Consider the following 20,749-nt stretch of genomic DNA (forward strand, 5'->3'; position numbering starts at 1 on the left):
AAAGCAATGACACACGCGCCGCACGACCAGCTGGACGATGACCCGGAACCGCCGGAAGACGCGGCGGACGAAGTCGTGACGGACGATGCCGGCGATCTCGACGACGGCATCGACGCCGTCGAGGCGGGCGAGGGGGCCGAGGCGGCCAGCGTCAGTGTGCTGGTGGAAAGTGTCGATGAATTGAAGAAAGTGCTGGCGGCCGAACTGTCGACCGATACCACGCAACACTATCTGAACCAGATCGGCACGCGGCCCCTGCTGACGGCGGCACAGGAAGTGCATTACGCCACCCTTGCCAAGCAGGGCAACTTCGAAGCCCGGCAAACCATGATCGAGCACAACCTGCGCCTGGTCGTGTCGATCGCCAAGCATTACATCAACCGCGGCGTGGTCTTGCTCGACATGATCGAGGAGGGCAACATCGGCCTGATGCGGGCCATCGACAAGTTCGAGCCCGAGCGCGGTTTCCGCTTTTCCACCTACGCCACCTGGTGGATACGCCAGAGCATCGAGCGCGCCATCATGAACCAGGCGCGCACGGTGCGCCTGCCCGTGCACATGGTGCGTGAACTGAACCAGATCCTGCGCGGCAAATACCACCTGGAAGCCCAGCACCATGACGGCAAGGATGCCACCGCGGAAGACATTGCCCACCTGGTGGGGCGTCCCGTGGAAGAGGTGCAGGATATCCTGGCCCTGTCCGAGCACGCCACCTCGCTCGACGCGCCGCTCGACAACGACCCGCAATCGTCGCTGATGGACATGCTGCCCGGCGCCAGCGAAGACAGCCCCGACGCGCGCGCCGAACACCATGAAATGACGGTGCTGGTGCGCGACTGGCTGACCAAGCTGCCGGACAAGCAGCGCGTGGTGATCATGCGCCGTTTTGGCCTCGACAACGACGATCCCGCCACCCTGGAAACCCTGGCCGAGGAAATGGGCGTGACGCGCGAACGGGTGCGGCAAATCCAGCAGGAAGCCTTGATCAAGCTCAAGCGGGCCATGGCGGCACGCGGCGTCGTGCGTGACTCCCTGCTGTAGCAAGTCTGATAAAACGTGCATGGCGGCGTTGCATGGCCTCGCCGTACTGGCGTACTGTCGTCGGCCACGCGCCTTGCCCTGCGCATTTTCTCAGGCTTGCTACCCGGTGCGGGCTTGAGCGGCTTTTGCTGGTCGCGATCTGCTATCATACGCCCCGCTCGCGGCGCCTGACCTTTCCCCCATTGTTTGCAAGTTCCAGCGCGGCCCTGCGTCCTGGCCCACTCTTACCTATTGATCGCTATGCAAGAAAATATCATCGAAATCAAATCGCTCGACATGGACGCCCGCGGCGTCGGCCATATTGAGAACGAAGACGGCTCGCCGGGCAAGGTCGTGTTTGTCGAGGGCGCGCTGCCGGGCGAGCGCGTCAGCTTTGTGACGTTCAAGAAAAAGAAGAACTGGGAAATGGCCCGCATGACGGCGCTGCACCGCGAATCGTCGATGCGCGTGACGCCCAAGTGCAAGCATTTCGACAACTGCGGCGGCTGCTCGATGCAGCACCTGGAACCGTCGGCGCAAGTGGCGATCAAACAGCGTGTGCTGGAAGATAATCTGTGGCATATCGGCAAGGTCCGTCCGCAAAGCGTGATGCGCCCCATGTATGGCCCGACGTGGGGCTACCGCTACCGCGCGCGCCTGTCGGTGCGCCACGTCAAGAAGAAAGACGCCGTGCTGGTGGGCTTCCATGAAAAGAAATCGGCTTTCGTGGCCGACATGGATAGCTGTGAAATCTTGCCGCCGCACATCTCGGCCATGCTGCTGCCGCTGCGCGGGCTGATCGCTTCGCTGTCGATCTTCGACCAGATGCCGCAGATCGAGCTGGCCGTCGGCGAAGACGTGACGGCCATGGTGCTGCGCATCATGGCGCCGCTCACGGCGGACGACGAGACGAAATTGAAAGCGTTTGCCGACGAGTACGGCGTGCAATGGTGGTTGCAGGTGAAAGGTCCGGAAACGGCCGTGCCGTTCTATCCGCTGGACAAGCAACTGCATTACTTGCTGCCGGAATTCGGCGTCAAGATGCCGTTCAAGCCCGTCGACTTCACCCAGGTGAACCACCACATCAACCGCGTGCTGGTATCGAAAGCCCTGCGCCTGCTGGAAGTGCAGCCGCAAGATCGCGTGGCCGACCTGTTCTGCGGCCTGGGCAATTTTACCTTGCCGCTGGCCACGCAGGGCAGCGCAGTGGTGGGCATCGAAGGCAGCACCACCTTGACGGAGCGGGCGCTGGAAAACGCCCTGGCCAACGGCCTGGCGGAAAAGACCTCGTTCTCGACGCGCAACCTGTTCGAAGTGACGACGGACGACCTGATCGCCTTGGGCAAGTTCGACCGCATGCTGATCGACCCGCCGCGCGATGGCGCCATGGCCCTGTGCCAGGCACTGGTCGGCCTGGCGCAAGCGCGTCCCGACATGCTGCCGAAACGCATCGTCTACGTTTCGTGCAGCCCTTCGACCCTGGCGCGCGATGCCGGCATCCTGGCGCTGGAAGCCGGCTATGTGCTGAGCAAGGCGGGCGTGGTCAACATGTTCCCGCATACCTCGCATGTCGAATCGATGGCCGTGTTTGATCTGGCTCAATAAATAACTAAAATGCGGCGGGTGGCCAGGCAGGCACCCGCCGTCGTGGTTTCCGGCGGCACCGTCAATGGCGCAGCAAGCCACCGTAATACCACTTACACCGTGTTATAAAATTGGTCTGTTTTTTGCCAATCAAGCCTTTCCGTTCATCTTCCTTCTGTCATTTTTTCGTCCTCCAGTAGGACAACACGCCATCGGCATATGCTTTTGCCGTTTCTGGCCGAACTGGTATTGCACGGTTTGATGCCACTTCAAAACCACTTGACCGCCTATTTTTTCAGCAGCATGCTGTTCTTGCAACTGCAAAAAAACTAGAACACAGGGTAGCTCTTTATCGAAGCAGAGTGGTATTTCCGCAAACCTGAACAGGAGACAGCGTGGAAAATTTAATACTCAGAAAGACGATCAGAAACATGATGGTATGCCTGGCCAGCGGTGGTGTGCTGGCGGCATGCGGTGGCGGCGGCAGCGACGCCAGCGCGCCGGGCGGCTCGCAATTGCTGGCCGTCAGCACGGTTGCCTGCGTGCCGTGGCAAGAGGGCGGCACGTACAACGCCGGCACGGTGGTCACTTACCTGGGCGCCAACTATACGGCCCTGGTGACGCAGACCGACCACGTGGGCTCGGGTTGGAATCCCGTCTCCACGCCTAGCCTGTGGAGCGCGGGCGGCACTTGCGACGGCGGCACCACGCCGACCCCGACGCCGACGCCAACGCCGACACCCACCCCGACGCCAACACCGCCGCCTACCCCGACACCAACGCCGACGCCGACACCGACACCGACCGGTGGCACGTGCGCATTGGCCTGGGCCGCCGGCACGGCATACAGCGCGGGCGCCACCGTCAGCTACGCCGGCACCAATTACCGCGCCAACTACTGGACGCAGGGCGACAACCCGTCGACCAGCAGCGGCGCCGCCGGCACGGGCAAGCCATGGACCAGCCAGGAGATCTGCAGCACCACGCCGACTCCTACCCCGACGCCGACGCCGACACCGACACCGACGCCAACGCCGACTCCTACGCCAACGCCGACGCCGACGCCAACGCCAACGCCAACACCTACGCCAACGCCAACGCCAACGCCAACCGGCCGCGAAGTGGGTTCGTATTTCGCGCAATGGGGCGTGTATGGCCGCGACTATGAAGTGGCGAACGTGCATACGAGCGGCGTGGCCGATAAGTTGACCTTCATCAACTACGCCTTCGGCAATATCTATCCGAAAAATGGCGGCTACGAGTGCGCCATGATCACCAAGACGGAGCCGGGCGCGACGAATCCGAATTCGCCGGACGCGGGCACGGGCGGCGATGCCGAGGCCGACTACATCCGCACGCCGAAGCGCACCGTCGATGGCCAGGCCATTCCCTGGGACGCTCCCCTGTCGGGCAACTTCCTGCAGCTGAAAAAGCTGAAGGCGGCGCACCCGAACCTGAAGCTGTTCATCTCGCTGGGCGGCTGGAGCTGGTCGAAGAACTTCTCCGTCGGTTCCGCCACCGATGCGCTGCGCAAGCAGATGGTGCGTTCCTGCATCGATATCTACATCAAGGGCAATCTGCCGGTGCAGGGCGGACGCGGCGGCGTGGCGGCGGCGGCCAACATCTTTGACGGCATCGACATCGATTGGGAATACCCGGTCGGCGGCGGCCAGCCGTACAACACGGTCAGCCCCAACGACAAGCGCAACTTCACCTTGCTGATGGCGGAATTCCGCAGCCAGCTCGATGCGCTCGGCGCAGCCAACGGCAAGCGTTACCTGCTGACGGCGGCCGTCGGTGCCGGCAAGGACAAGATCGACAACACGGAACCGGCCCTGTACTCGCAGTACATGGATTGGATCAACCTGATGACCTACGACTTCCACGGCGGCTGGGAAAACAGCACCAACTTCAACGCCCAGCTGTTTGCCGACCCTGCCGATCCGTCGACGGGCATGGCGCGCGAATACGTGGGCGACAAGGCGGTGCAGTACATGATTGCCGCCGGCGTGCCGCGCGACAAGCTGCTGCTCGGTATTCCGTTCTATGGCCGTGGCTGGACGGGCGTGGCGCCGGGACCGAATGGCGATGGCCTGTACCAGGCGGCCACGGGCATGGCGCCGGGCACGTACGAGTCGGGCATCGAAGACTATAAAGTCCTCGTCGCCAAGGCCGGTACGCGCTACTACCATCCCGTGACCAAGCAGCTGTACCTGTACACGGGTGCGGGCGGCCAGTGGTGGAGCTATGACGATCCGACCGTCATCGGCACCAAGGTCAAGTACGTCAAGGACCAGGGCTTGCGCGGCGCGTTCTCGTGGGAGCTCGATGGCGATGCGAATGGCGTGCTGGCGACGGAGGTGTGGAAGGTGCGTTAATGTTGAAATTGCACTAGAGTAGGACGCGGCCGGGCGGCATTGCTGCCCGGCCGCTTATTCACATAAAAAACAGGAGACGGCGATGGCGGCGGTATCGACCTTGGGAGTAAAGCAGCTGGAGCAAAAGCAGGACCCGGAGCTGAGCCGCGAATGGCGCAGCTGGATCGCGGAAAATCTCATGCTGGGCAGCCATCCGTCGGCGCTGATGCCGGTGCTGCAGCAGGCCGGCATCGCCGAAGCGCTGGCGCGCCGCGAAGTGGAGCTGGCGCTGCAAAGCCCCTACCTGGCCGGCGCCGTGCGCCTGTCGAACCGGCTGGCCAAGCGCGACTGGGTGATCGACATCCAGCGCAAGCTGAACCAACTGCGTTCGCCCGAGATCCCGCGCCGCGACAAGCTGTCCGCGCAGCAATTTCTGGACGAGTACTATTCGATCAACCAGCCCGTGATCATCACCGGCATGATGGACGACTGGCCGGCCATGCGCAAATGGAGTCCGGCCTATTTCCGCGAGCATTTCGCGCAACGCGAAGTGGAAGTGCAGTTCGGCCGCGAAGCGGATGCGCAATACGAAATGAACAGCGTGGCGCACAAGCGCAAGATGGCCTTTGGCGAATACGCCAGCCTGGTCGAGGGCAGTGGTGCGACCAACGATTTCTATATGACGGCGAACAACAATTCGCAAAACCGGCAAGCCCTGCGCGAGCTGTGGGACGATATCGGCCAGCTGCCCGAATACCTGCGCCAGGATGGCGGTCCCACGGGCTTCCTGTGGTTTGGGCCGGCCGGCACGGTGACGCCGTTCCACCACGACCTGACGAATAATTTCATGGCGCAGGTGGCGGGGCGCAAGCGGCTGCGCATCATGGCCGCCTGCGAGGTGGCGCGCGTGTACAACCAGCGCCACTGCTTTACGCCCGTGGACGGACGCGACATCGACGTGCGGCGCTATCCGCTGATGGCCGACGTGCAGGTGCGCGAATGCGTGCTGGTGCCGGGCGAGATCCTGTTCCTGCCCGTCGGTTGCTGGCATTTCGTCGAGGCGCTCGATGTCTCGATGACGGTGGCGTTTACCAATTTCAAGTGGGATAACGATTTCTACACGAAGTATCCGCCGAATCACGACTTTTGATCGCGGCGCCGCAGGGCGCGAACCTGCCGTGAACAGCCGCCGAACAGGCGGCTTTTTTCATGTTACAGAGCGCTTCGTGTACAGAATGTTTCCATGAAATAATTGATTCAAATCATTTTAGAGCAAAAATTTTGATATGAATGGCCATGATGTTTCATTATCCAGATGGGCATGGCGGGCGGATAATTTTATGGCTGGTACGCCGCCGGGCAGTCGATGACATGCCGGCGCGCCGGCACCCGACAACCATCTGGAGGCGGCAGGGCATGAACACGCAGCACACGACACAAGCACGAATGCAGTTGCAACACACACCGGCAAGTGGCGCCGGGCGCCAGTCCGACACGCGGCTGACCCGCGAGGCGGCCGACCTGCTGGCCCGCGCCGACATCCATCTGAATGGCCGCGCCGCCTGGGACATGCAGCTGCGCAAGCCCGGCGTGCCCGAACGCGCCTTTGCCAGCGGCAACCTGGGCCTGGGCGAAGCGTATATGGATGGCGACTGGGATGCGCAGCAGCTCGACGAATTCTTTTGCCACCTGCTGCGCGCCCGGGTGGCCGACGACGTGCGCCCCATACGCCTGGCCTTCCACGCCCTGTATGCGCGCCTGTTAAACCTGCAGACGGAACGGCGCGCGTGGATGGTGGGCAAGGAGCACTACGACCTGGGCAACGCCTTCTATGCGGCCATGCTCGATCCGCGCATGACCTATACCTGCGGCTACTGGAAGGATGCGGCCAACCTGGCCGAGGCGCAGGAGGCCAAGCTCGATCTGATCTGCCGCAAGCTGCGCCTCGAGCCGGGCATGCGCGTGCTCGACATCGGCTGCGGCTGGGGCAGTTTCATGCGCTATGCGGCGGAAAAATACCAGGTGCAGTGCGTGGGCGTGACGATCTCGCAGGAGCAGGCCGCGTATGCGCGCGCCATGCCCGGCGGCGAACGGCTGGACTTCCGCCTGCAGGATTACCGCGACACCAATGAAAAGTTCGACCGCATCGTCAGCATCGGCATGTTCGAGCACGTGGGGCATAAAAACCACCGCGTCTTCATGGAGGTGGCGCACCGCTGCCTGGAGGACGATGGCCTGTTCCTGCTGCACACGATCGGCAAGAACAAGCGCCATTCCGCGTGCGATCCGTGGATCGACAAATACATCTTCCCGAATGGCGACCTGCCGTCGATCGGCCAGATCGGCGACGCCATGGACGACCTGTTCGTGGCCGAGGACTTGCACAACTTCGGCGCCGACTACGACAAGACCCTGATGGCCTGGCATGCGAATTTCGAGCAGGCGTGGCCGCAGTTTTCCGCCCAGCTGGGCGAGCGCTTCCATCGCATGTGGTCGTATTACCTGCTGTCCTGCGCCGGCGCCTTCCGCGCGCGCGACCTGCAGCTGTGGCAATGGGTGCTGGCTAAGCAGGGCGTGCTGGGCGGCTACGAGCGGGTCAGTTGATGCGGGCGTCTGCTGCTATCATGGCTTGATGGATATCAATCAAGCACGCACCTTCCTGGAAGTGGCGTCCAGCGGCAGTTTCATCATGGCCGCCGAGCGCATGCACGTGACGCAGACGGCCGTCAGCGCCCGCATCCGCACGCTGGAGCAGCAGCTGGGGCGCCAGCTCTTCGTGCGCAACAAGGCCGGCGCCCGCCTGACGCCGGCCGGCGAACGCTTCATGCGCCACGCGGCCACCATGGTGCAGGTGTGGGAGCGGGCGCGCCATCAGGTGGCCTTGCCGCCGGGGCGCGAAGACGCCGTCAGCATCGGCTGCGAGCTGAGCCTGTGGCAGCCGCTGCTGGGCGACTGGCTGATACGCATGAGCCGCGATTGTCCCGAGATCGCCCTGCGCGCGGAAGTCGACAGTCCGGCGCGTCTGCTCGACGCCGTGCACGACGGCTCGCTGGACCTGGCCGTGCTGTACAACCCGCCGCAGCGTCCGGGCCTCGTCAGCGAACTGCTGGCCGAGGAAAAGCTGGTGATGGTCACCACGCGCGCCGACGGGCAGATGCATGCCGATGCGTATGTGTATGTCGACTGGGGCCCGGCTTTTGCGGCGAACCACCAGGCGGCCTATCCGGAGCTGAGCAGCCCGCCCGTCTCCATTTCGCTGGGGCCGCTGGCGCTGGTCTACCTGCTGGACGTGGGCGGCGCCAGCTATTTCCGCATCGGCTCGGCCCAGCCTTACCTGGAGGCGGGCCTCTTGCACCGCGTGCGCGACGCGCCCGAATTCTCGCATTCGGCCTACGCCGTCTACGCGGCCCAGCGCGACAACCCGACCCTGGACCGCGCCCGCGCCTGCCTGCTCGATGTGGCCGAAAAGGCCAGATAGAGCCGGCAGACGTAAAAAAGCCGACCCGCGGGTCGGCTTTTTGTTCAAGCGCAAGGCCTGGTCTTAGTCGCGGCTGCCGCCAGCGAAACCCAGAAGGGAGAGCAGGCTGGTGAAGATGTTGTACACGTCCAGGTAGATGCGCAGGGTGGCCGAGATGTAGTTGGTCTCGCCGCCGTTGATGATTTGCTGCACGTCATACAGGATGTAGGCCGAGAAGATGGCGATGGCGACCATGGAGATCACGATCGACAGTGCCGACAGGCCCAGGAAAATGTTCGCCACCGATGCCAGGATCAGCACGATCACGCCGGCGAACAGCCATTTGCCCATGGCCGAGAAGTCGCGCTTCGAGACCGTGGCGATGGTGGCCATCACGGCCAGGATGGTGGCCGTGCCGCCGAACGCCGTCATGATCAGCATGCCGCCGTTCGAGTAGCCGAGCGTACGCGTCAGGATGGGCGTGAGCATCAGGCCCATGAAGAAGGTAAAGCCCAGCAGGACGGCGACGCCGAGGCCCGAGTTCTTGGTTTTTTCAATCGCGTACATGAAGCCGAATGCGACGAGCATGAAGATGATGAAGCCCATGCCGCCGGTCAGCATCGGCAAATGCATTTGCACGCCGATGAAGGCGCCCAGCACGGTCGGGATCATGGACAGTGCCAGCAGCCAGTAAGTGTTGCGCAAGACCTGATGGCGGACTTGCTGCATGCCCCCCGACAGGTCAAAGGTGCGTTGCATGTTCTGATTCATAGTGCCTCCGTGTTGTCAATTCAAATTACTGCTTTGCCCAAGGATAGCATGGACCCCGGTTTTTACAAAAAAACCAGCTTAAGATTTAATTAAACACAGGCAGGGCAGGAAGATGCCCCCTGCCTGTCTGGGTGATATGGGGTGGAGTATGGTAAAATCAAAGGTTGATTGAGTTATCAATTTATCGTTTTAAACCTTTCTTTTTATTGGAGTTTTCACACATGGCAATCGAACGCACCCTGTCGATCATCAAACCAGACGCAGTTGCAAAAAACGTAATCGGTCAAATCTACACCCGTTTTGAAAACGCTGGCTTGAAAATCGTTGCTGCGCGCATGACCCAACTGTCGCGCGAACAAGCTGAAGGCTTCTACGCAGCGCACAAAGAGCGCGGCTTCTTCAAAGACCTGGTGGACTTCATGGTTTCCGGTCCAGTCATGATCCAGGCTCTGGAAGGCGAAAACGCCGTTCTGGCCCACCGTGACCTGATGGGCGCGACCGATCCGAAGAAAGCAGAAAAAGGCACGATCCGCGCCGATTTCGCCGATTCGATCGACGCCAACGCCGTACACGGCTCCGACGCTGTCGAAGCTGCCAAAGTGGAAATCGCTTACTTCTTCCCAGAACTGAAGGCTTAATTGCCTTAGATAACGTTATTTCCTGGCGTTATCTGTGAAATAACTTATCACCCCCTGTTCCCGCTGCGCTGTGGTGCTTTTGGCTCCTGATGCGCGCGGGGACGGATTTTTAGAATAGACATGATCATGAATACGACGACCCTCACCAACTTGCTGGACCTCGATCCCGCGCAACTCATCGCCTACTGCGCCGAGTTGGGAGAGAAACCGTTTCGTGCGAAACAGTTGCAACGCTGGATACACCAGTTCGGCGCCTCCGACTTCGACGCCATGACGGACCTGGCCAAGTCGCTGCGCGACAAGCTGGCCACGCGCGCCGAAGTGCGCGCCCCGGCCATCATCAGCGATCACACGTCGACCGATGGCACGCGCAAGTGGCTGGTCGACGTGGGCAATGGCAATGCCGTGGAAACCGTGTTCATTCCGGAAGATAACCGCGGCACGCTGTGCATTTCGACCCAGGCCGGCTGCGCCGTCAACTGCCGCTTCTGCTCGACGGGCAAGCAAGGCTTCAACCGCAACCTGTCCGTGGGCGAAATCATCGGCCAGCTGTGGATGGCGGAATTCGAATTGCGCCGCACCAAGGGCATCGAGCCCGGTCCGAAAGGCGAGCGCCAGATCACCAACGTGGTGATGATGGGCATGGGCGAGCCTCTGCTGAACTTTGAGCCGACCGTCACGGCCCTGAAATTGATGCTCGACGACAACGCCTACGGCCTGTCGCGCCGCCGCGTGACCTTGTCGACCTCGGGCGTCGTGCCGATGATGGACAAGCTGTCGCAGGAAGTGCCGGTGGCCCTGGCCGTCTCGCTGCACGCCTCGAACGACACCTTGCGCGATGGTTTGATTCCACTGAACAAGAAATATCCGCTGAAGGAATTGATGGCGGCCTGCAAGCGCTACCTGGAATTTGCGCCACGCGATTTCATTACCTTCGAGTACTGCATGCTGGACGGCGTCAATGACAGCGACGAGCACGCGCGCGAGCTGCTTGCGCTGGTGCAAGACCGCGAGTTCGGCGTGAACTGCAAGTTCAACCTGATTCCATTCAACCCCTTCCCCGAGTCGGGCCTGTTCCGCTCGAAAAACCCGCGCATCAAGGCGTTTGCCCAGGTGCTCATGGATGGCGGCATCATCACCACCGTGCGCAAGACGCGCGGCGACGACATCGATGCGGCCTGCGGCCAGCTGGCCGGCGAAGTCAAGGACCGCACGCGGGTGCAGGAACGCATGGAAAAAATGACTGAATATCAACAGAAGTTTGGCGCCAATTTCGGCAAGATCGTGGAAATCCGCTCCTGATGAGGGAAGGCATGGCTTACCAACGCTCGCTCGCTGTGGCCGCTGTCAGCCTGGCCGTGCTGCTGGTCGGCTGTGCTTCCACGACGTCCGGCGACGGTGGCCAGGATAAGCAGGCGAGTCTGCAGGAACGCGCCGCGCTGCGCCTGCAGCTGGCCAGCGCCTATTATGGCCGTGGCCAGCTCGACGTGGCCCTGGCGGAAGCGGCGCAAGCCGTGCAGCTGGTGCCCAGCGATGCGCAGGCGCATGGCATGCGCGCCCTGATCCTGGCGGCCAAGGGGCAGACTGCACCTGCCGAGAAAGATTTCCTTTACGCTTTGCGCCTTGCGCCCCACAATCCTGAGTTGAGCAATAATTACGGCCTGTTCTTGTGCCAGACGGGACGCGCCGCGCAATCGCTGGCGTATTTCGACGCGGCATTGCAGGATGCGGCGTACGCGTCGCCGGAAAACGCGCTCAACAATGGGGGCGCCTGCAGCCTGGCCCTGCATGATTACCGGCGTGCCGGCGCGTACTTGTTGCGCGCGGTACGCATCGCACCGGACGTGGCAGTGACGAATGCCGGCCTGGTGCGCGTGTATTACCAACAGCAAGACTACCGGCAGGCGGCTCATTATCTTGAGCGGCTCGGTAAAATAGCGACAATGGAGAGCCAGACGGCCGATGTGCTGTGGCTCGGGATCAAGGTGCAGCATAAGCTCGGGGATGCGGGTGCGGAAGCTGGCCTGGGGGCGCATTTGCGCAACCACCATTCCGGCTCGTCCGAATATGCTGCTTATCAAAGTGGGGCGTTTGATGAGTGAGACAGGGATACCAATGAATTCAGAGTGGGCAGAAACGCCTCAGCAGCAGCCCCAGGGCAATCTGGCGTCGGCAGGCGCACAGTTGAAGGCACAGCGCGAAGCGCTGGGCTGGCCGGTGGAACAGGTGGCGGACCAGCTCAAGCTGGCGCCGCGCCAGGTGATCGCGCTGGAAGAGGGCGACATGGCGGCGTTGCCGAACCTGGCCGTGGTGCGCGGTTTCGTGCGCGCTTATGCCAAGGTGGTGCGCCTCGACGCGGCGCCGCTGGTGGCCATGATCGAAGTCCATCCGGCGCCCGCGCAAGACCCGGCGGCACCCGTGCGGCGTGAAATTTCCGCCACGTTTTCGGAATCGCGCTTCCCGTCGATGACGCAGCGCTCGTCGAACCAGGGCACCCTGTGGATCGCCGGCGCCGTCGCTGTCGTCGTGGCCGCCGCCTTTGGCGCCTACAAGCTCGGCTATGTGCCGGCCAGCCTGCTGTCCTCGCATACGGAAAAAGAAGTCGCGCATGCGGAAGTGGGCCCCGTGGAAACCACCCTGATCAAGCCGGGCCAGGATTTGACGCCCGTGCAGACGCCGTCCGTGCCGCTGATTTCCGTGCCGCCGCCGGCAGGCAACGATACGCAGACGGGCGCGCCCGCCGCGTCGGCCGCCGCATCGGCGCCAGCCGCGGCCGTGGTGCCGCCAGTTGCCGCGCCAGCCCCTGCGCCGGCGACGACGGCCGTCGTCGCGCCGCCAGTGGCGGCGGCCGCCGTGGGCGCGAATGCGCTGGTCTTGAAGGTGGAGCAAGATTCCTGGGTGGAAATTCGCCGTCCGGGCACTTCGCCGCTGATTTCGCGCATGGTCAAGGCGGGCAGCACGGAAACATTCGATATCACGGGTCCGGCCACCCTCGTGGTGGGCAAGCCGGGTGTCGTGCAGGCAACTTTGCGCGGCGCCAAGCTGGATTTGCCGACCGTGCCAGGTGGCACGATCTCGCGCGTAAGCATCAAGTAACGTTGAAACAGGCAGTTTAAGCAAGCAAACTCACAAGATAATATTATGGCGACCTCGAAAACAGCGATCGGCTCCGGCCCTTCCGACCGGCGCGACAGCCGCAAGGTATTGATCGCCCATGGCCAGCGCCAGATCTGGGTGGGCGGCGACGCCCCCGTGGTGGTGCAGTCGATGACGAATACGGACACGGCCGATGCCATCGGCACGGCGATCCAGATCAAGGAACTGGCGCGTGCCGGGTCGGAACTGGTGCGCCTGACGGTGGACCGGCCGGAAGCGGCCGCGGCCGTACCTTACATCCGCGAGCAGCTCGACAAGATGGAGATCGACGTGCCGCTGGTGGGCGATTTCCATTACAACGGCCATACCTTGCTCAACGACTACCCTGATTGCGCGCGCGCGCTGTCGAAGTACCGCATCAATCCGGGCAACGTGGGCAAGGGCGCCAAGCGCGATACGCAATTCGCGCAAATGATCGAAGCGGCCTGCAAGTATGACAAGCCGGTGCGCATCGGCGTGAACTGGGGCAGCCTGGACCAGGCCTTGCTGGCGCGCATCATGGATGAAAACGCGGGCCGCGCCGAACCGTGGTCGGCGCAAGCCGTCATGTACGAGGCGCTGGTGACGTCGGCGATTGAAAACGCCGTGCGCGCCGAAGAGCTGGGGCTGGGACGCGACAAGATCATCCTGTCGTGCAAGGTCTCCGGCGTGCAGGACCTGATCGCCGTGTACCGCGAACTGGCCCGGCGCTGCGACTATCCGCTGCACCTGGGCTTGACGGAAGCGGGCATGGGCAGCAAGGGCATCGTCGCCTCGACGGCGGCGCTGTCCGTGCTGCTGCAGGAAGGCATCGGCGACACCATCCGCATTTCGCTCACGCCTGAACCGGGCGGCGACCGCACGCGCGAAGTCATCGTCGGCCAGGAAATCCTGCAAACCATGGGCTTGCGCAAGTTCGCGCCGATGGTGATCGCCTGCCCGGGCTGCGGCCGCACGACGTCGACCACCTTCCAGGAACTGGCCGACAATATCCAGACGTATCTGCGCGAGCAGATGCCGGAGTGGAAAAAGTCGTATCCGGGCGTGGAAGCGATGAACGTGGCCGTCATGGGCTGCATCGTCAACGGTCCCGGCGAATCAAAGCATGCGAATATCGGCATCAGCCTGCCCGGCACGGGCGAGTCGCCGGCCGCGCCCGTGTTTGTCGACGGCGAAAAGGTCGTCACCCTGCGCGGCGAACGCATCGTCGAGGAATTCCAGGACATCGTCTTGAATTATGTAAAGAGTCACTACGGAAAAACGGTTGCCGTCTGAACCTGATCCGATAAAAAGCAAAGAAGAACACTATGTCCGAAAATAAAAAAGCAGATAAGATCACCGGCGTGAAGGGCATGAACGATGTCTTGCCGGCCGATGCCCCGCTGTGGGAATTGTTTGAAAACACGGCGCAATCCGTGCTGCAAAGCTACGGCTTCCAGCAGATCCGCACGCCGATCGTGGAAGAAACGAAGCTGTTCGCGCGCGCCATCGGCGCCGTCACCGATATCGTGGAAAAGGAAATGTATTCGTTCACCGATTCGATGAACGGCGACAACCTGACCCTGCGTCCGGAAGGCACGGCCGGCGTCGTGCGCGCCGTGGTCGAGCACAACCTCGTCTACGAAGGCCCGAAACGCCTGTGGTACAAGGGCCAGATGTTCCGCCACGAGCGCCCGCAGAAGGGCCGTTACCGCCAGTTCTACCAGTTCGGCGCGGAAGCCATCGGCTTCACGGGTCCCGATATCGACGCCGAAATGATCATGCTGTCGCGCCGCCTGTGGGATGACCTGGGCCTGGAAGGCATCCGCCTGGAATTGAATTCGATCGGCGACGCGGCCGAGCGCCTGCGCCACCGCGCCGACCTGATCGCCTACCTGGAAAGCCACAGCGAGCTGCTCGACGAAGAAGCCAAGCGCCGCCTGCACAGCAATCCGCTGCGCATTCTGGATACCAAGAACCCTGCCATGCAGGACCTGGTCAACGGCGCGCCGAAGCTGCTCGACTACCTGGGCGAAGAATCGCTGGCGCACTTCCATGGCGTGCAGAAGATCTTGAATCACAACAATATTCCATTCACCATCAATCCACGTCTGGTGCGCGGCCTCGACTACTACAACCGCACCGTGTTCGAGTGGGTGACGGACAAGCTGGGCGCGCAAGGCACGGTCTGCGCCGGCGGCCGCTATGACGGCATGGTGGAAATGTTCGGCGGCAAACCGACGCCGGCCGTCGGTTTCGCCATGGGCATCGAGCGCCTGGTCTTGCTGATGAAAGACGCGGCCGAGCCGGAGCAGCCAGCCCAGTGCGACGTCTACCTGGTGCATCAGGGCGAGCAGGCGGGCCTGCAAGCCTTTGTGCTGGCCGAACGGATTCGCGATGCGGGCCTGGACGTTGTGCTACATTGCGCTGCGAGCAATGGTGGCGGCAGCTTCAAGACGCAAATGAAGAAAGCCGATGGCAGCGGCGCGGCATTTGCCGTGATCCTCGGCGACGATGAAATCGCGAATAATGTTGCCACAGTAAAAGCCATGCGCGAAGCGGAACCTGGTCAGCAGCAAAACACGGTGCCGTTCGACGATGTCGTCGACTACCTGGTCGACCAGATCATCGGCAGTCACGATTGCGGCCACGACCATGGCGCCGACGGCCACGTGCACCACCACCATTGATTTGAAGCAAGACCGTTCCACCCTCGATCAACTACTCATTGAAACTGACGACCCATGGCATACGATCACGAAGAACAAGAACAACTGGCAACCCTCAAGGCCTGGTGGCAGCGCAATGGCAATCTGACCTCCTGGGTCCTGATTGTTGCGCTGGCGGGTTATAGCGGCTGGGCTGGCTGGCAGTACTACCAGCGCACCCAGGCCGCGCAAGCGGGCCAGTTGTACGACGAACTGCAAAACGCCATCGCCGCCAAGGACACCGCCAAGGTGCTGCGCGCGGCCGGCGACATGCAGTCGCGCTTCGGCGGCACGGCGTATGCGCAGATGAGCGCCCTGGCCGCGGCCAAGGTGGCGTTCGACGCGAACGACCTGAAAATGGCGAAGACCCAGCTGCAATGGGCCGCCGAGCACGGCACGGAAGAGTACAAGGCCATCGCCAAGCTGCGCCTGGCCGGTGTCTTGCTGGACGAAAAAGCCTACGATGAAGCGCTGAAGGTATTGGCGGGCGCGACCGTGCCGCAATTTGCCGGCGCCGTGGCCGACCGCAAGGGCGATATCCTGGTGGCACAGAACAAGCTGGCCGATGCCCGCACCGCCTACCTGGCGGCACTGGCGGCGACGGACAAGAACAATCCAGGCCGTCAATTGATCCAGGTCAAACTGGAAGCGATAGGCGGTACGGTACCGGAAGACAAGGCCAAGGCTGAGCAAGCTGCCGCCTGATAGGAATCGGTTCTGTTGCGCGGCCCGTGTGCCGCCTGCCTTACCCTTACAAGTACAAGAAAAAGGTTGGATAACACTTATGCGTGTCACTGAAAAGCTGGTAGCTGCAAGCCTGTTGGCCCTGATGGCCGGTTGCTCGTCCTGGAACCCGTTTGCGTCGAAAGATCCGAAAAGCGAGCCAGCCAAGCTGGTCGAGTTAAAATCGAGCATCGCCGTGCGCGATGCGTGGAAGTATTCGATCGGCAAGGCCGGCGTGTATGCCTTCACGCCCGCGCTCGCCGGCAGCAGCCTGTACGTGGTCAATGCCGACGGCGCGCTGGCGCGCCTGGATGCGGCCACGGGCCGTGAAACGTGGCGCATCAAGGCGGGCAGCGACATCACTTCCGGCGCCGGCAGCGATGGCACGGTCGTGGCCGTGGGCGCCGCCAAGGGCGTGGTGCTGGCCTTCGACGCCGAGGGCAAACAGCTGTGGAAGGCGCAGGCGTCCAGCGAAGTGCTGACGCCGCCAGTGGTAGGCCAGGGCGTGGTGGTGGTGCGCAGCGTGGACAACCGCATTGTCGGCTTCGACGCCAAGACGGGCGAACGCAAGTGGACGGTGCAGCGCGCCACGCCGGCATTGACCTTGCGCAATGCGCCTGGCATGGCGCTGGGCGGCGCGAATATCTATGTGGCCCAGCCTGGCGGCAAACTGCTGGCACTGACGGCGGCCACCGGTGTGGTACGCTGGGAGATAGTCGTCAGCGAACCGCGCGGCGCCACGGAACTGGAACGCGTTTCCGATATCGCCGGCACGCCGGTGGTGTTCGAGGGCGAAGTGTGCGCCGTCACCTACCAGGGCAAGGCTGGCTGCTTCGATGCGGCCACCGGCGTGCCGCGCTGGACCAAGCCGATTTCGTCCGATGTGGGTGTGGCGGTCGACCAGCGTTTCGTGTTTGCGGCCGATGCCCAGGGTGCCGTCGTGGCGTTCAGCCGCGAGGGCGGGCAGAGCGCGTGGAAGAATGACGCGCTGGCGCGCCGCCGCCTGTCGACGCCGGTCTCCTTCGGCCGCAGCGTTGCCGTCGGTGACTATCAAGGTTATATCCACTTCCTGTCACGGGAAGATGGCGCATTAATAGGTCGGATCAGTACCGACGGCAGCCCGATTGTTTCGGCTCCCGTCGTCGCCGGTTCGAATTTGATTTTTCAAACCCAATCAGGGACAGTGACCGCTCTCGCGGTCGAGTAATGTAATGAAGCCGGTAATTGCACTTGTAGGTCGACCCAATGTTGGGAAATCGACTTTATTTAATCGTCTGACCCGCTCGCGCGATGCGCTGGTGGCGGATTTGCCTGGGTTGACGCGCGATCGTCACTATGGCGAAGGCCGTGTCGGCGAACGTCCCTTCCTGGTCATCGATACGGGTGGTTTCGAACCCGTCGCCAAGGAAGGCATCATGCACCAGATGGCACTGCAGACCAAGCAGGCCGTGGCCGAGGCCGACGTGGTGGTGTTCATCGTGGACGGCCGCCAAGGCCTGACCCCGCATGACAAGACCATCGTTGACTTCCTGCGCAAGAGCGGTCGCCCGGTCTTGTTGGTGGTCAACAAAAGCGAAGGCATGCGCTATACGGCCGTCGTGTCCGAATTCTATGAATTGGGCATGGGCGATCCGTATGCGATCTCGTCGGCGCACGGCGATGGCGTCAACGACCTCGTCGAAGTGATGCTGGACCTGGCGTTCGCCCAGCGTCCGGATGAGCCTGAAGAGCTGGAAAAGACCGACCGCGGCATCAAGATCGCCCTCGTCGGCCGTCCGAACGTGGGCAAGTCGACGCTGATCAACACCCTGCTGGGCGAAGAGCGCGTGATCGCCTTCGACATGCCGGGCACGACGCGCGACTCGATCGAGATTCCGTTCGAGCGCGATGGCCAGCAATACACGCTGATCGACACGGCCGGTATCCGCCGCCGCGGCAAGGTGTTCGAAGCGATCGAGAAATTCTCGGTGGTGAAAACCCTGCAGTCGATTTCCGAAGCCAACGTGGTGGTGCTGATGCTCGACGCGCAGCAGGATATTTCCGAACAGGACGCGCATATCGCCGGCTTCATTCTGGAATCGGGCCGCGCGCTGGTGGTGGCCGTGAATAAATGGGATGGCTTGCAATCGCACCAGCGCGATGAAATCAAGATCGATATCGACCGCAAGCTCGATTTCCTGTCGTTCGCGCAGATGCATTTCATTTCGGCCTTGAAGGGCACCAACATCGGTCCATTGATGAAGTCGCTCAACGCCGCGTATGCGGCCGCCATGTGCGACCTGTCGACGCCGAAGCTGACGCGCGCTCTGATCGAGGCCGTGGAGAAGCAGGAACCGCGCCGCAAGGGCTCGATTCGTCCGAAGCTGCGCTATGCCCACCAGGGCGGCATGAACCCGCCTGTGATCGTTATTCACGGCAATGCGCTCGACGCCGTCGGCGATCCATACAAGCGTTATCTGGAAAAACATTTCCGCGATACGTTTGCCTTGGTCGGTACGCCATTGCGCATCGAACTGCGCACGGGTAAAAATCCATTTGCACGCACGCCAAGCAAGTAAAAATGCACTGAGTTAAGCGTCAATTAAGGCGCCGCGGTAATAATGCGGCGCCGACAGCAAATAAAGATGGCCATTTGCACGGAAATAATAAAGTGTTAATGCGCCATGCGCGACAGCGATCGCGAAAACAGGTTACAGTAGCTGTGACGCATCTTTCTCTCTTTGAAAGGTGTGAGAGCACTTGAAATCAAGCGAGTCGCCTCCAATTCTTACACAACAACATAAACAACGGAGCTGTTATGAGCAACAAAGGGCAACTGTTACAAGACCCATTCCTCAATGCATTACGCAAAGAGCATGTTCCTGTCTCGATTTACCTGGTCAATGGCATTAAATTGCAGGGCCATATCGAATCGTTCGATCAATACGTCGTATTGCTGCGCAATACGGTCACGCAGATGGTGTACAAGCATGCCATCTCGACAGTGGTGCCGGCCCGTGCCGTCAATCTCAATATTGAATCTGAAGCGGAGTAAAGCGTTGAGCTTGACGGCCCAGCGCCTTTCACCCCTCATCGCCCCCGTCCGCGCCAGCGGCGCTGATGCGTTTGCATCGGCGTCCGCGTTCGCCTCAACCTGTCTGATCTCATCATGCGCGCGGCACTAGTCGGGGTTGACTTCGGTCACAGCGACTTCGCCGCCAGCATGGAGGAACTCATGCTGTTGTCGCGTTCGGCTGGCGCGGATCCGATTTCCACCATCACGGCCAAGCGTTCCAGTCCGGACTCCGCGTATTTCGTCGGCAGCGGCAAGGCCGATGAAATTGGCGACGTCGTCGTCAACGATGGCCTGGAAATCGTCATTTTCAATCACGCCCTTTCACCTGCCCAGCAGCGCAATCTGGAAAAGCGCCTGAATGTGCGGGTGCTCGACCGTACCAGCCTGATTCTCGATATCTTCGCGCAGCGCGCCAAGAGCCACGAGGGCAAGCTGCAAGTCGAGCTGGCCCAGCTGCAGCATCTGGCCACGCGCCTGATCCGCGGCTGGACCCACCTTGAACGGCAAAAGGGCGGTATCGGCTTGCGCGGTCCCGGCGAGACGCAGCTCGAGACCGACCGCCGGCTGATCGGCGACCGCGTCAAGGCCCTGCGCGCGCGCCTGGAAAAGCTGCACAAGCAGCGCGAAACGCAGCGCCGCGCGCGCGGCCGCAATCACACATTCTCGGTGTCCCTGGTCGGCTATACCAATGCCGGCAAGTCGACCCTGTTCAATGCCGTGACCAAGGCCGGCGTATATGTTGCCGACCAGTTGTTCGCCACGCTGGACACCACCTCGCGCCGGGTTTACCTGGGCCAGGAAGTGGGCAACGTGGTGATCTCCGACACGGTCGGCTTCGTGCGCGAATTGCCGCACCAGCTGGTGGCGGCTTTCCGCGCCACGCTCGAAGAAACCATCCATGCCGATTTGCTGCTGCACGTCGTCGACGCCGCGTCGCCGGTGCGCATGGAACAGATCGAGCAGGTCAACCTGGTCTTGAAAGAGATCGGCGCCGATCATATTCCGCAGATACTCGTGTGGAACAAGATCGATGCGGCCGGGCTGGAGCCTTCGGTGGAACGCGATGAATATGCTACGATCAGTCGCGTGTTCGTCAGTGCGCAGAAGGGCAGCGGTCTCGACCTGCTGCGCGATGCGATTGTCGAGATGGCCAGGAAGGCGCCGGGTTCGGCCCACCTCTATCAGAACGACGAAGCGCAGCTGCAGGAAGATCAGTTTGACGGTCAGTACGACCAGCACGATGGCGCCGCCCCGGACCAGGACGAAGAGCCTGGCGAGGACGATAGGATTTCCACCCACTCCCAAGTCGGAACACGATAGTT

General features: G+C 62.0%; 18 protein-coding genes. 17 read left to right on the forward strand and 1 reads right to left on the reverse strand.

What is annotated here, in order from left to right; genetic code table 11:
- Positions 1 to 6: 6 nt before the first annotated feature.
- The 6 genes from rpoS to O0880_RS06345 all read left to right on the forward strand — a co-directional run bounded on the left by rpoS (position 7) and on the right by O0880_RS06345 (position 8,439).
- Positions 7 to 1,041, forward strand: a complete 1,035-nt coding sequence (gene rpoS / locus O0880_RS06320; RefSeq protein ID WP_289885637.1) for an RNA polymerase sigma factor RpoS — start codon at positions 7 to 9, stop codon at positions 1,039 to 1,041.
- Between the two features lie 240 nt (positions 1,042 to 1,281).
- A complete protein-coding gene (gene rlmD, locus O0880_RS06325) occupies positions 1,282 to 2,625 on the forward strand; it encodes a 23S rRNA (uracil(1939)-C(5))-methyltransferase RlmD (protein ID WP_071322692.1) in 1,344 nt (447 codons plus the stop codon).
- Between the two features lie 410 nt (positions 2,626 to 3,035).
- A complete protein-coding gene (locus O0880_RS06330; protein ID WP_289885639.1) occupies positions 3,036 to 4,982 on the forward strand; it encodes a glycosyl hydrolase family 18 protein in 1,947 nt (648 codons plus the stop codon).
- A gap of 82 nt (positions 4,983 to 5,064) precedes the next feature.
- A complete protein-coding gene (locus tag O0880_RS06335) occupies positions 5,065 to 6,111 on the forward strand; it encodes a cupin-like domain-containing protein (protein WP_289885642.1) in 1,047 nt (348 codons plus the stop codon).
- Between the two features lie 296 nt (positions 6,112 to 6,407).
- Positions 6,408 to 7,565: a cyclopropane fatty acyl phospholipid synthase gene (gene cfa, locus O0880_RS06340; protein WP_289885644.1), complete on the forward strand. Its 1,158-nt coding sequence runs from the start codon at positions 6,408 to 6,410 to the stop codon at positions 7,563 to 7,565.
- Between the two features lie 28 nt (positions 7,566 to 7,593).
- Positions 7,594 to 8,439, forward strand: coding sequence for a LysR family transcriptional regulator (locus tag O0880_RS06345; protein ID WP_071322695.1), 846 nt, complete (start codon positions 7,594 to 7,596; stop codon positions 8,437 to 8,439).
- Positions 8,440 to 8,502: 63 nt separating this feature from the next.
- On the opposite strand, the gene O0880_RS06350 is transcribed toward O0880_RS06345, so the two are convergent.
- The gene (locus O0880_RS06350; protein WP_071322696.1) at positions 8,503 to 9,189 is read right to left on the reverse strand and encodes a Bax inhibitor-1/YccA family protein; all 687 of its coding nucleotides are present in this window, start codon (positions 9,187 to 9,189) and stop codon (positions 8,503 to 8,505) included.
- A gap of 221 nt (positions 9,190 to 9,410) precedes the next feature.
- Here O0880_RS06350 and ndk point away from each other — a divergent pair, with 221 nt between their 5' ends.
- The 11 genes from ndk (at position 9,411) to hflX (ending at position 20,747) form a co-directional block, all read left to right on the forward strand.
- A complete protein-coding gene (gene ndk / locus O0880_RS06355) occupies positions 9,411 to 9,827 on the forward strand; it encodes a nucleoside-diphosphate kinase (protein ID WP_070223377.1) in 417 nt (138 codons plus the stop codon).
- A gap of 126 nt (positions 9,828 to 9,953) precedes the next feature.
- Positions 9,954 to 11,129, forward strand: a complete 1,176-nt coding sequence (gene rlmN / locus O0880_RS06360) for a 23S rRNA (adenine(2503)-C(2))-methyltransferase RlmN (protein ID WP_071326298.1) — start codon at positions 9,954 to 9,956, stop codon at positions 11,127 to 11,129.
- 11 nt (positions 11,130 to 11,140) lie between these two features.
- Positions 11,141 to 11,929, forward strand: a complete 789-nt coding sequence (gene pilW / locus O0880_RS06365) for a type IV pilus biogenesis/stability protein PilW (RefSeq protein WP_289885645.1) — start codon at positions 11,141 to 11,143, stop codon at positions 11,927 to 11,929.
- Positions 11,930 to 12,011: 82 nt separating this feature from the next.
- Entirely contained in the window at positions 12,012 to 12,923 is a 912-nt protein-coding gene (locus O0880_RS06370; protein ID WP_289885646.1) for a helix-turn-helix domain-containing protein, read from the forward strand.
- A gap of 45 nt (positions 12,924 to 12,968) precedes the next feature.
- On the forward strand, positions 12,969 to 14,237 hold the full coding sequence (gene ispG, locus O0880_RS06375; RefSeq protein WP_289885647.1) for a flavodoxin-dependent (E)-4-hydroxy-3-methylbut-2-enyl-diphosphate synthase: 1,269 nt from the start codon (positions 12,969 to 12,971) through the stop codon (positions 14,235 to 14,237).
- 32 nt (positions 14,238 to 14,269) lie between these two features.
- Positions 14,270 to 15,631: a histidine--tRNA ligase gene (gene hisS, locus O0880_RS06380; RefSeq protein WP_071322699.1), complete on the forward strand. Its 1,362-nt coding sequence runs from the start codon at positions 14,270 to 14,272 to the stop codon at positions 15,629 to 15,631.
- 54 nt (positions 15,632 to 15,685) lie between these two features.
- Positions 15,686 to 16,354, forward strand: a complete 669-nt coding sequence (locus O0880_RS06385) for a tetratricopeptide repeat protein (RefSeq protein WP_071322700.1) — start codon at positions 15,686 to 15,688, stop codon at positions 16,352 to 16,354.
- Between the two features lie 79 nt (positions 16,355 to 16,433).
- Positions 16,434 to 17,579 carry an outer membrane protein assembly factor BamB gene (gene bamB / locus O0880_RS06390; protein WP_289885648.1) on the forward strand — a complete coding sequence of 382 codons (1,146 nt, stop codon included), beginning with the start codon at positions 16,434 to 16,436 and terminating at the stop codon, positions 17,577 to 17,579.
- Between the two features lie 4 nt (positions 17,580 to 17,583).
- Positions 17,584 to 18,930, forward strand: coding sequence for a ribosome biogenesis GTPase Der (der, locus tag O0880_RS06395; RefSeq protein WP_070221915.1), 1,347 nt, complete (start codon positions 17,584 to 17,586; stop codon positions 18,928 to 18,930).
- 239 nt (positions 18,931 to 19,169) lie between these two features.
- On the forward strand, positions 19,170 to 19,406 hold the full coding sequence (gene hfq, locus O0880_RS06400) for an RNA chaperone Hfq (RefSeq protein ID WP_008450615.1): 237 nt from the start codon (positions 19,170 to 19,172) through the stop codon (positions 19,404 to 19,406).
- Positions 19,407 to 19,520: 114 nt separating this feature from the next.
- Positions 19,521 to 20,747: a GTPase HflX gene (gene hflX / locus O0880_RS06405; protein ID WP_071322702.1), complete on the forward strand. Its 1,227-nt coding sequence runs from the start codon at positions 19,521 to 19,523 to the stop codon at positions 20,745 to 20,747.
- Positions 20,748 to 20,749: the final 2 nt, after the last annotated feature.

The sequence above is a fragment of the Janthinobacterium sp. SUN118 genome (assembly GCF_030397695.1).
Lineage (GTDB): Bacteria > Pseudomonadota > Gammaproteobacteria > Burkholderiales > Burkholderiaceae_D > Janthinobacterium.

Coding starts and splice junctions, on each gene's coding strand:
- hisS (WP_071322699.1), top strand. CDS start 14,270: ATGTCCGAAAATAAAAAAGCAGATAAGATCACCGGCGTGAAGGGCATG.
- rpoS (WP_289885637.1), top strand. CDS start 7: ATGACACACGCGCCGCACGACCAGCTGGACGATGACCCGGAACCGCCG.
- cfa (WP_289885644.1), top strand. CDS start 6,408: ATGCAGTTGCAACACACACCGGCAAGTGGCGCCGGGCGCCAGTCCGAC.
- hflX (WP_071322702.1), top strand. CDS start 19,521: ATGCGCGCGGCACTAGTCGGGGTTGACTTCGGTCACAGCGACTTCGCC.
- O0880_RS06385 (WP_071322700.1), top strand. CDS start 15,686: ATGGCATACGATCACGAAGAACAAGAACAACTGGCAACCCTCAAGGCC.
- bamB (WP_289885648.1), top strand. CDS start 16,434: ATGCGTGTCACTGAAAAGCTGGTAGCTGCAAGCCTGTTGGCCCTGATG.
- O0880_RS06330 (WP_289885639.1), top strand. CDS start 3,036: ATGATGGTATGCCTGGCCAGCGGTGGTGTGCTGGCGGCATGCGGTGGC.
- ispG (WP_289885647.1), top strand. CDS start 12,969: ATGGCGACCTCGAAAACAGCGATCGGCTCCGGCCCTTCCGACCGGCGC.
- hfq (WP_008450615.1), top strand. CDS start 19,170: ATGAGCAACAAAGGGCAACTGTTACAAGACCCATTCCTCAATGCATTA.
- O0880_RS06335 (WP_289885642.1), top strand. CDS start 5,065: ATGGCGGCGGTATCGACCTTGGGAGTAAAGCAGCTGGAGCAAAAGCAG.
- pilW (WP_289885645.1), top strand. CDS start 11,141: ATGGCTTACCAACGCTCGCTCGCTGTGGCCGCTGTCAGCCTGGCCGTG.
- ndk (WP_070223377.1), top strand. CDS start 9,411: ATGGCAATCGAACGCACCCTGTCGATCATCAAACCAGACGCAGTTGCA.
- rlmD (WP_071322692.1), top strand. CDS start 1,282: ATGCAAGAAAATATCATCGAAATCAAATCGCTCGACATGGACGCCCGC.
- O0880_RS06345 (WP_071322695.1), top strand. CDS start 7,594: ATGGATATCAATCAAGCACGCACCTTCCTGGAAGTGGCGTCCAGCGGC.
- O0880_RS06350 (WP_071322696.1), bottom strand. CDS start 9,189: ATGAATCAGAACATGCAACGCACCTTTGACCTGTCGGGGGGCATGCAG.
- der (WP_070221915.1), top strand. CDS start 17,584: ATGAAGCCGGTAATTGCACTTGTAGGTCGACCCAATGTTGGGAAATCG.
- rlmN (WP_071326298.1), top strand. CDS start 9,954: ATGAATACGACGACCCTCACCAACTTGCTGGACCTCGATCCCGCGCAA.